A 9076-nucleotide genomic window follows, 5' to 3' on the forward strand; every position below is an offset into this window, starting at 1 on the left:
AGTTCAGCCCTTCGGTTCGACGACGGCGACGACCGCGAGCGGCCGGCCCGGATGCGGGGCGGTGAAGGCGTCGGACAGCGCGTCGTGGTCGCGGCCGGGCACCGTGCGCGTCTCCCAGCCCTCGACACCGAAACGGCGCGCGATGCCGCCCGGCCAGCCGCGCGTCGACGACCGGTTGTCGATCACCACCGTCGTGAGGTTCTCGAGCGCATCACGCGCGGCGACGACGATCGCCTCGTGGTTCGAGCCTTCGTCCAGCTCGGCGTCACCGATGAGCGTCACCACCTTGGGCGACACCAGGCCGCGAGCACGCAGGCCCAGCGCCGTGCCGAGCGCGATCGGCAGGCCGTGGCCCAGCGAACCGCTCGAGATCTCGACGCCGGGGATGCGTCGCCGGTCCGGGTGGTGGCCGAGGCGCGACACCGGGTCGGACCACGTCGGCAGTTCCGCCTCGTCCAGGAAGCCTTTCGCGGTCAGCACGGCGTAATACGCCATCGGACCGTGTCCTTTGGACAGCAGGAACCGGTCACGGTCCGGCTCGCGGAAGTTCCCGGTCGTGATGTCGAGCACGCGGTCGTAGAGCACCCACAGGACGTCCACTGTGGACTCGGCGGCGGCTTGGTGTTTGTCGTCGCCCGTCATCAGCGAGATCAGGCGGGGCAGCTCGGCGTAGCCCGGTTCGGTCGCAGTGGTCATGCTCCGACGATGCAACCTCGACTAAACTCGAAGTCAAGGATAGCCTGAGCTGGTGACCAGGCTCGCTGAACATCTCAGTATCGGACAGGTGGCGGACCGCAGCGGGGTGCCGCACACGGCACTGCGGTTCTACGAGGAAAGAGGGCTGATCAGCTCGGAGCGCTCGGCGGGCAACCAGCGCCGCTACGCGCGCTCGGTCCTGCGGCGGATCGCGTTCATCCGCGCGGCGCAACGGGTCGGGCTCTCCCTCGAAGACATCAGCTCGGCGCTGGCCACTTTGCCCGCCGACCACGCGCCGACGAAGGCCGACTGGGCCCGCCTCTCCCGCGACTGGCAGCACGAGCTCGACGCCCGGATCGACGCCCTGCAACGCCTTCGCGACCGCCTCACCGGCTGCGTCGGCTGCGGGTGCCTGTCGCTGCGCAGTTGCGCGCTCTACAACAACGACGACGACCTCGCGCGTTTCGGGCCGGGCGCGAGCAAACTGCGTCCCGCGGTCGAGGGCGGCATCTAAATCGCTTGCCCTCGGCGGGATCCTGGGGAAGCAATGAACGAAAAAGAACTGATCCGCATCTCGAAGCGGCTGGCGCTGCACCTGCGCCACGACCCCGCCGCGATCGGCCTCACCCTCGGCCCCGGCGGGTGGGTGACGGTCGACGCGCTCCTGCGCGCGCTGCGCGCCCACGGGTTCACGCTCACCCGTGACCAGCTCGACGAAGTCGTCGAGACGAACAGCAAGCGTCGCTATGCCTTCGACGAAACCGGCACGATGATCCGGGCGAGCCAGGGCCACAGCGTGGACGTCGACCTCGGCTTGGCGGACGCGACGCCGCCGGGCGTCCTGTACCACGGCACGGTCGCGAAGTTCCTCGACGCGATCCTGCGTGACGGCCTGCGCCCGATGAACCGCCACGCCGTCCACCTGTCGGCGACGCTCGACACGGCCCGGACGGTCGCCGCCCGCCGCGGCAAGCCGGTCATCCTCCGCGTGGACGCCGCCGCGATGGCGGCCGCGGGTCACACCTTTCAGGTGAGCGCGAACGGCGTGTGGCTGACCGCCGCGGTACCCCCGGAACACCTCCACCGCCTGGCCTGAACCGGACGACACGCGTACGTGCGCGGACGACACGCGTACCTGGATGGACGACTCGCGTGCCCGGACGGTCGGCTCGCGTACCCGGACAGTCGGCTCGCGTGATTGGGGACGGAACTCGCGTGAGTGGGGGGCGGCTCGTGGGGTTAGAGGGTCGAGACCGGGAGGGGGGCTCGGCGGCGGGGGCGGCCCAGGAGGCGGCGGCCGACGTCGAGGAGTTCCGTGCGGAGTTCTTCGTCGTCCAGGCCGGCGAGGTCCGGGGAGCCGCCGGCCATGGCGATGCCCGTCAGGGCGACCATCGCGTTGACGCGGGCCGTCGTGTCCGGGTCCGGGCCCGACAGGATGCCCAGCAGCGCCTGGCCGAAGCCCTCCATGCCGCCGTGGGCCGACTTCTCGATCGCGCGGATCAGGCCCGGGTCGCTCGAGAACAGCGCCACCAGCGTGCGGTGCCGGACCACCAGGTCGACGAACCCCTCCAGCAGCAGGTCCACCTGCGCGCCGCGGCGCTTCTGCGCGGCCGCGCGCAGCACGAGCTCGTCCAGGTCGCGGATGCCGGGCTCGGCGACGGCCTCGGTGATCTCCGCCTTCGTCTTGAAGTGGTAGTAGACCGCGGCCTTCGTGATGCCGAGCGCGTCGGCGATCATCTGCAGCGACGTGCCTTCGACCCCGTGTTCGGTGAACAGCCGCAGCGCGGTGTGCAGCAGTCGGGTCCGGGTGTCCTCGGCCGGGCCGGCGGTCATTCTTCCTCCTCAGCGAGCCGTCGGAGCGTACGTCACGGCCTCCTCCGTGAGCAAACCGGTTACTTGCCGATCGGCTAGCGAGTCACTTGCTGTTCGACAAGTCACATACTTGCCGATCGGCTTGGACGCGCCCTTGCCGATCGGCTAGCTTGGAAAGTAATCAGATGGAGTGAACCGAGCCCGTTCGGGCGAAACGGAGCTGACTCGTGGCAACCTTCCTGTACCGGCTAGGCCGGTTGTCCTTCCGGCGGCGCGCGCTGGTCGCGGCCGTCTGGGCGGCCGTACTCGTGGCCCTCGGACTGGGCGCGCTGACGCTGTCGGGCCAGCTGTCGAACTCGGTGACCATCCCCGGCACCGAGTCGCAGCGGGCGATCGACCAGCTCACCGAGAAGTTCCCGCAGGCCAACGCCGGTGGCGCCACCGCGCGCGTCGTGATCGAGGCCCCGGCCGGGACCACCGTGACCGACGCCAAGGGCAAGGCCGCCGTCGAGGCGCTCGTCGGGCAGCTGAAGACCGCGCCCAAGGTGTCGAGCGTCGTCGACCCGTTCCAGGCCCAGTCGATCTCGCCGGACAAGCGCGTCGCCCTCGCGCAGGTCAGCTACGGCGCGAAGGCCTACGAGCTCACCGACGAAGACCGCCAGGCGCTGCTGAACACCGCGAACGCCGCACGCGACGCCGGCTTCACCGTCGAGCTCGGCGGCGACGCGGTGCAGGGCATCCCCGAAACCGGCGCGACCGAAGGCCTCGGTGTCGCGGTCGCGGCCGTCGTGCTGATCATCACCTTCGGCTCGCTGATCGCCGCCGGGATCCCGCTGCTCACCGCGCTGATCGGGGTCGGCACCGGGATGGGGGGCATCTTCCTCGCCTCCGGTTTCCTCGAGCTGAACTCGAACACGCCGATCCTGGCGTTGATGATCGGGCTCGCCGTCGGCATCGACTACGCGCTGTTCATCGTGTCGCGCTACCGGCACGAGCTCAGGCTCGGCCGCAGTCCCGAGGAAGCCGCGGGCCGCGCCACCGGCACCGCCGGGTCCGCCGTCGTCTTCGCCGGCCTCACCGTGATCATCGCGCTGGCCGGGCTGACCGTCATCGGCATCCCGTTCCTCGGCCAGATGGGTGTGGCCGCCGCGGTCACCGTCGCGGTCGCCGTCGTCATCGCCCTGACGCTGCTGCCCGCGATCCTCGGCTTCGCCGGGAAGCGGGTCGCCGGCGAGCGGATCCGCCTGCGGCGCAAGCCGGTCGAGACGACGCACGGCGAGCGCTGGGCGCGGTTCGTGGCCCGCCACCGGTGGCCGGTGCTGCTCGTGGCGCTGGCCGGGATGGCCGTCGTCGCGCTGCCCGCGCTCGGCATGCAGCTCGGCCTGCCCAACGACAGCACCGCCGCGCCGGAGTCCACGCAGCACAAGGCGTACGAGATCGTCAGCCGCAGCTTCGGCGAAGGCGCGAACGGGCCGCTGCTGGTCGTCGTCGACGTCGGCTCGAGCACGAACCGCCAGGCCGCGCTCGGCCAGGCCGCGGCCGACATCCAGAAGCTGCCCGACGTCGCCGCCGTCACACCGGCGAAGGTCAACCAGAACGGTGACACGGCGTTGCTCTCGGTGATCCCCAAGAGCGGGCCGAGCAGCACCCAGACCGAGGATCTGGTCGCCGCGATCCGCACCGAATCCGGGACGCTGCAGGAGGCGACCGGCGCGAAGCTGGCCGTCACGGGGCAGACCGCGGCGAACATCGACGTCTCGGAGAAGCTGTCCGACGCGATGCTGCCCTACCTCGCGCTGATCGTCGGGCTGGCGTTCATCCTGCTGATGCTGGTGTTCCGCTCGGTCGTGGTGCCGCTGAAGGCGACGATCGGCTTCCTCGGCTCGGTCGCAGCGACGTTCGGCGCCGTGGTCGCGGTGTTCCAGTGGGGCTGGCTGACCGACCTGCTCGGCGTCGAGTCGACCGGGCCGATCATGAGCATGCTGCCGATCCTGCTCATCGGTGTCCTCTTCGGACTCGCGATGGACTACCAGGTGTTCCTGGTGACGCGGATGCGCGAGGAGCACGTCCACGGCGCCGAACCCCAGGAGGCCATGGTCACCGGCTTCCGGCACGGCGCCCGCGTGGTCGTCGCGGCGGCGCTGATCATGATCAGCGTGTTCGCCGGGTTCATCCTCGCCGAGTCGACGCTGATCCAGTCGATCGGCTTCGCGCTGGCGTTCGGCGTGCTGGTGGACGCGTTCGTGGTCCGGATGACGCTGGTGCCCGCGGTGATGTCCCTGCTCGGCCGCGGCGCCTGGTGGCTGCCGAAGTGGCTCGACCGCATCCTGCCGGACGTCGACGTCGAGGGCGAGAAGCTCACGAAGCACCTCGACGACGCCCCCGGCGACGACCCGCGCGAACTGGTCGGCGCGAGCCGCTGAGCTGGGTTGTCCACAACCCGGTGGGGTTGTGGACAACCAGGCTCCGGCCGAGGGTTTTGTCGGCCACCACCGGTAGACTGGACGTGGGACGCCCCCCGGGGAGGGTGGGGGCTGCTCGAGGGCGGGGGCTGCTCGAGGGCGGGCGGCCGGTTAGCTGGCGAACCAGAAGATGGCGCCGCCGACGGCCAGTACGGCCGCGATGCCCAGCACCACGGCCATGAACTTGGCCGTCTTCCAGGCCGAGTAGACGCCGCCCACCAGGAAGCCGCCCAGGGCCAGCAGCAGGACGCCAACGACTTCTTTGCTCACGCTGGTTAGGGTGCCACATGCCGTTCGACCTGACCGTGCTGGGCAGCGCCAGTCCCTACCCGCGTCCCGGCGAGCCGTGCTCGGGGTACCTCGTGCGCAGCGCGGGCGCGACCCTCTGGCTGGACGCCGGGCCCGGCACCCTGGCCGCGCTCCAGGAGCACACCGCCCTCGCCGAGGTCGACGCGATCTGGATCTCGCACCTGCACGCGGACCACGTCGCCGACCTGCTGCCTGCGGTGTACGCGCTGCTGTTCGCCGACCTCCGGCCGGCGCGGCCGATCCCGCTGTACGGCCCGCCGGGCACCGGCGAGCGGCTCGGCGCGTTCCTCACCAACACCGCGCCGGCGCCGATCGGCGAAGCGTTCGCGGTGCACGAGCTGCACGACGGGCACTTCGCCGAGGTCGGCGGCCTGACTTTGGCGACGACGGCGGTCGAGCACGGCTTCCCGGCGTTCGGCGTCCGCGTGACCGACGGCGATCGGGTGCTGGCGTACTCCGGCGACACCGGCCCGTGCGCCGCGCTCACCGAGCTGGCCACCGGCGCCGACCTGCTCCTCTGCGAGGCCGACGGGCCGGAGCCGTCGCCGGTGCACCTGACCCCGGAGGACGCCGCCCGCGCCGCGCACGGCGCGGGACGGCTCGTGCTGACCCACCTGGGCCCGTTCCTCACCGCCGAAGTCGCCACCGCGCGCGCCTCGACCGTCCACTCGGGACAGGTCGAGGTCGCGGCGGCGGGGCGCGTGTTCGCGGTTTAGAGCACGCCCTTCGTGGAGGGGATGCCGCCCGCGCGGGGGTCCGGCTCGGTCGCCGCACGCAGGGCCCGGGCCACCGCCTTGTACTCGGCCTCGGCGATGTGGTGCGGGTCGCGGCCGTGGATGACGCGGACGTGCAGCGCGATCTGCGCGTGGAACGCCAGCGAGTCGAACACGTGGCGGGTCAGCACGAACGGGTAGTTGCCGCCGATCGTGAAGGTGTTGAACTGCTCCGGCTCCCCCACGTGCACGCAGTACGGCCGGCCCGAGACGTCGATCGCCGCGTGGGCGAGGGTTTCGTCCATCGGGATCCAGGCGTCGCCGAAGCGGCGGATGCCGCTCTTGTCGCCCAGCGCCTGGCGGATCGCCTGGCCGAGCACGATCGCCGTGTCCTCGACCGTGTGGTGCGCGTCGATGTGGACGTCGCCGGTCGCCTCGACCTTGAGGTCCAGCGAGCCGTGCACGCCGAACGCCGTGAGCATGTGGTCGTAGAACGGCACGCCGGTGGCGATCTCCACCTCGCCCGTGCCGTCGAGGTCCAGCTGCACGGAGATCGAGGACTCCTTGGTGGTCCGCTCGACCTTGCCGATGCGCGTCATCGCGAAACTTCCTTACTCGCCTCGAGGAAGGCGTCGTTCTCTTCCGGGGTGCCGATGCTGACGCGCAGGTGTCCGGTGATGCCCGGGTCCCGGATCAGCACGCCCTTGTCCAGATAGGACTTCCAGGCGGTCTCCGGCGACGCGAACCGTCCGAAGAGGACGAAGTTCGAGTCGCTCGGCACCGGGTCGAAACCCAGGCCCGCCAAGGCTTCCACGACGCGGTCGCGTTCCGCGGCCAGCTTGTGCACCGTGCTCAGCGTCGCGTCCGCGTGGCGCAGCGCCGCGCGCGCGGCCGCCTGGGTCAGCCGCGAGAGGTGGTACGGCAGGCGCACCAGCTGCAGCGCGTCGACGACCGCGGGCGCCGCCGCCAGATAGCCGAGGCGGCCGCCGGCGAAGGCGAACGCCTTGCTCATCGTGCGCGACACGATCAGCCGCGCCGGGTAGTCCGCCAGCAGTTCCACCGCGCTCAGCTGCGACGAAAACTCCGCGTACGCCTCGTCGACGACGACGATCCCGGTGGCCGCGTCCAGCACCGCGCGCAGCTCGTCCAGCGGGATCGAGCCGCCGGTCGGGTTGTTCGGGCTGGTGACGAACACGATGTCCGGCCGCTTCTCCCGGATGAGCGTGGCCGCCGCGGCCGTGTCGAGCGTGAAGTCGGCGCGGCGTGGGGCCGGTACCCACTCGGTGCGCGTGCCCGACGCGATGATCGGGTGCATCGAGTACGACGGCTCGAAGCCCAGCGCGCTGCGCCCGGGACCGCCGAAGGCCTGCAGGATCTGCTGCAGGACCTCGTTGGACCCGTTGGCGGCCCAGACGTTCGCCTCGGTGAGCACCACCCGCGTCGACACGCTCAGGTAGTCGGCCAGGTCGTGGCGCAGCTCGAGGGCGTCGCGGTCCGGGTAGCGGTGCAGCTCGGCAGCCTCCGCGCGGACCGCCTCGGCGACGTCCGCGACCAGCTCGGGCGGCGGCGGGTAGGGGTTCTCGTTGGTGTTGAGCCGGACCGGGACGTCCAGCTGCGGCGCGCCGTAGGGTGACTTGCCGCGCAGGTCCTCGCGCAGCGGCAGCTCGTCCAGCGTGATCTCTTCGCCGATGGTCATCGGGCCTCTCCCGCGAATCGGGCCGTGACGGCTTCGCCGTGCGCCGGCAGGTCCTCGGCGTTCGCCAGCGCGACGACGCGCCCGGCGACCTCGCGCAGGGCGTCCTCGGAGTAGTCCACGACGTGGATGCCCTTGAGGAAGCTCTGCACGGACAGGCCCGAGGAGTGGCGGGCGAACCCGCCGGTGGGCAGCACGTGGTTGGAGCCGGCGCAGTAGTCGCCGAGCGACACCGGGGCGTACGCGCCGACGAAGATCGCGCCGGCGTTGCGGACCCGGGCCGCGACCTCGCGCGCGTTCGCCGTCTGGATCTCCAGGTGCTCGGCGGCGTAGGCGTCGACCACCGTCAGCCCGTCATCCACTGTGGACACCAGGATGACGCCGGACTGCTTGCCGCCCAAGGCTTCGGTGACACGCTCGGTGTGCTTGGTCGCGGCGACGCGCCCCACCAGCTCCTTGTCGACGGCGTCGGCCAGCTCCGCCGACGTCGTCACCAGGACGCTCGCGGCGAGCGGGTCGTGCTCGGCCTGGCTGATCAGGTCGGCGGCGACGTGCACCGGGTCGGCCGTCTCGTCGGCGAGGATGGCGATCTCGGTCGGGCCGGCTTCAGAGTCGATGCCGATCAGGCCGCGCAGCATCCGCTTCGCCGCGGTCAGGTAGATGTTGCCCGGGCCGGTGACGACGTCGACCGGGGTCAGCTCGGTGCCGTCGGTGTCCGTGCCGCCGTAGGCCAGCAGCGCGACGGCCTGCGCGCCGCCGACCGCCCACACCTCGTCGACGCCGAGCAGCTCGGCCGCGGCGAGGATGGTCGGGTGCGGCAGGCCGGCGAACCCGGCCTGCGGCGGCGAGCAGACGACCAGCGAGCCGACGCCGGCGATCTGCGCCGGGACGACGTTCATCACCACGGTCGACGGGTACACCGCGAGGCCGCCCGGCGCGTACAGCCCGACGCGCTCGACCGGGACCCACTTCTCGGTGACCGTGCCGCCGTCGACGACGTTCGTCGTGACGTCCTGACGGCGCTGCCCGGCGTGCACCTTGCGGGCGCGGGTGATCGACTCCTCCAGCGCGGCGCGCACGGCCGGGTCGAGCTGGGCGAGGGCCTGGGTGAGCCGCTCGCGCGGCACGCGGACGCTCACCGGCCGGACCTTGTCGAACTTCTCGGTGTACTCGAGGACGGCTTCGACACCGCGGTCGCGGACCGCCTCGACCACCGGCCGCACCTGATGCAGCGCCGCGTCCACGTCGTATTCGGCACGCGGGAGCGTGGCGCGGAGTTCGGCGGCGGTCGGGACCTGCCCTCGCAGGTCGGTGCGGTTCAGCATGCCCACCAGGGTACGAGGTCACGATCGTGGCCCTGTCGGCGATACTCCCGGGTGACGGCGGATCCC

General features: G+C 71.6%; 10 protein-coding genes. 4 read left to right on the top strand and 6 right to left on the bottom strand.

The annotated features are described in order from the left end of the window. Positions 1 to 3 precede the first annotated feature (3 nt). Positions 4 to 696, bottom strand: a complete 693-nt coding sequence (locus tag OG494_RS25305) for a thiamine pyrophosphate-dependent enzyme (protein ID WP_328443001.1) — start codon at positions 694 to 696, stop codon at positions 4 to 6. Between the two features lie 52 nt (positions 697 to 748). Between OG494_RS25305 and soxR the strand changes: the two genes are divergently transcribed. Further along, positions 749 to 1210, top strand: a complete 462-nt coding sequence (gene soxR, locus OG494_RS25310) for a redox-sensitive transcriptional activator SoxR (RefSeq protein WP_328443002.1) — start codon at positions 749 to 751, stop codon at positions 1208 to 1210. A gap of 33 nt (positions 1211 to 1243) precedes the next feature. Beyond that, a complete protein-coding gene (locus OG494_RS25315; protein ID WP_328443003.1) occupies positions 1244 to 1792 on the top strand; it encodes an RNA 2'-phosphotransferase in 549 nt (182 codons plus the stop codon). Positions 1793 to 1935: 143 nt separating this feature from the next. On the opposite strand, the gene OG494_RS25320 is transcribed toward OG494_RS25315, so the two are convergent. Continuing rightward, a complete protein-coding gene (locus OG494_RS25320) occupies positions 1936 to 2529 on the bottom strand; it encodes a TetR/AcrR family transcriptional regulator (protein WP_328443004.1) in 594 nt (197 codons plus the stop codon). 206 nt (positions 2530 to 2735) lie between these two features. Here OG494_RS25320 and OG494_RS25325 point away from each other — a divergent pair, with 206 nt between their 5' ends. Further along, complete coding sequence (locus OG494_RS25325) at positions 2736 to 4931, top strand: MMPL family transporter (protein ID WP_328443005.1); 2196 nt, start codon at positions 2736 to 2738, stop codon at positions 4929 to 4931. A 150-nt stretch (positions 4932 to 5081) separates the two neighbouring features. Here OG494_RS25325 and OG494_RS25330 read toward each other — a convergent pair whose 3' ends face one another. Beyond that, on the bottom strand, positions 5082 to 5240 hold the full coding sequence (locus OG494_RS25330) for a hypothetical protein (protein ID WP_328443006.1): 159 nt from the start codon (positions 5238 to 5240) through the stop codon (positions 5082 to 5084). Positions 5241 to 5257: 17 nt separating this feature from the next. On the opposite strand from OG494_RS25330, the gene OG494_RS25335 reads away from it, so the two are divergent. Beyond that, positions 5258 to 5995 (top strand): MBL fold metallo-hydrolase, encoded by a 738-nt coding sequence (locus OG494_RS25335; protein WP_328443007.1) that lies wholly within the window; start codon positions 5258 to 5260, stop codon positions 5993 to 5995. Here OG494_RS25335 and hisB read toward each other — a convergent pair. From hisB to hisD, 3 genes are read right to left on the bottom strand one after another with little or no spacing between them, the layout of a single operon-like run. Beyond that, complete coding sequence (gene hisB / locus OG494_RS25340; RefSeq protein WP_328443008.1) at positions 5992 to 6591, bottom strand: imidazoleglycerol-phosphate dehydratase HisB; 600 nt, start codon at positions 6589 to 6591, stop codon at positions 5992 to 5994. The two genes, OG494_RS25335 and hisB, sit on opposite strands and share 4 nt — an antisense overlap. After that, positions 6588 to 7688, bottom strand: a complete 1101-nt coding sequence (locus OG494_RS25345) for a histidinol-phosphate transaminase (RefSeq protein WP_328443009.1) — start codon at positions 7686 to 7688, stop codon at positions 6588 to 6590. Before OG494_RS25345 ends, hisB begins: the two co-directional genes overlap by 4 nt. After that, positions 7685 to 9010 carry a histidinol dehydrogenase gene (hisD, locus tag OG494_RS25350; RefSeq protein ID WP_328443010.1) on the bottom strand — a complete coding sequence of 442 codons (1326 nt, stop codon included), beginning with the start codon at positions 9008 to 9010 and terminating at the stop codon, positions 7685 to 7687. Before hisD ends, OG494_RS25345 begins: the two co-directional genes overlap by 4 nt. Between the last annotated feature and the right edge of the window lie 66 nt (positions 9011 to 9076).

Origin of the sequence: Amycolatopsis sp. NBC_00438 (assembly GCF_036026695.1) — a bacterium.
GTDB lineage: Bacteria > Actinomycetota > Actinomycetes > Mycobacteriales > Pseudonocardiaceae > Amycolatopsis.

What these genes read in the sequence shown, in the direction of transcription:
- OG494_RS25305 (WP_328443001.1), bottom strand. Translation starts at nt 696, where the DNA reads ATGACCACTGCGACCGAACCGGGCTACGCCGAGCTGCCCCGCCTGATC.
- OG494_RS25315 (WP_328443003.1), top strand. Translation starts at nt 1,244, where the DNA reads ATGAACGAAAAAGAACTGATCCGCATCTCGAAGCGGCTGGCGCTGCAC.
- OG494_RS25320 (WP_328443004.1), bottom strand. Translation starts at nt 2,529, where the DNA reads ATGACCGCCGGCCCGGCCGAGGACACCCGGACCCGACTGCTGCACACC.
- OG494_RS25335 (WP_328443007.1), top strand. Translation starts at nt 5,258, where the DNA reads ATGCCGTTCGACCTGACCGTGCTGGGCAGCGCCAGTCCCTACCCGCGT.
- hisB (WP_328443008.1), bottom strand. Translation starts at nt 6,591, where the DNA reads ATGACGCGCATCGGCAAGGTCGAGCGGACCACCAAGGAGTCCTCGATC.
- OG494_RS25345 (WP_328443009.1), bottom strand. Translation starts at nt 7,688, where the DNA reads ATGACCATCGGCGAAGAGATCACGCTGGACGAGCTGCCGCTGCGCGAG.
- hisD (WP_328443010.1), bottom strand. Translation starts at nt 9,010, where the DNA reads ATGCTGAACCGCACCGACCTGCGAGGGCAGGTCCCGACCGCCGCCGAA.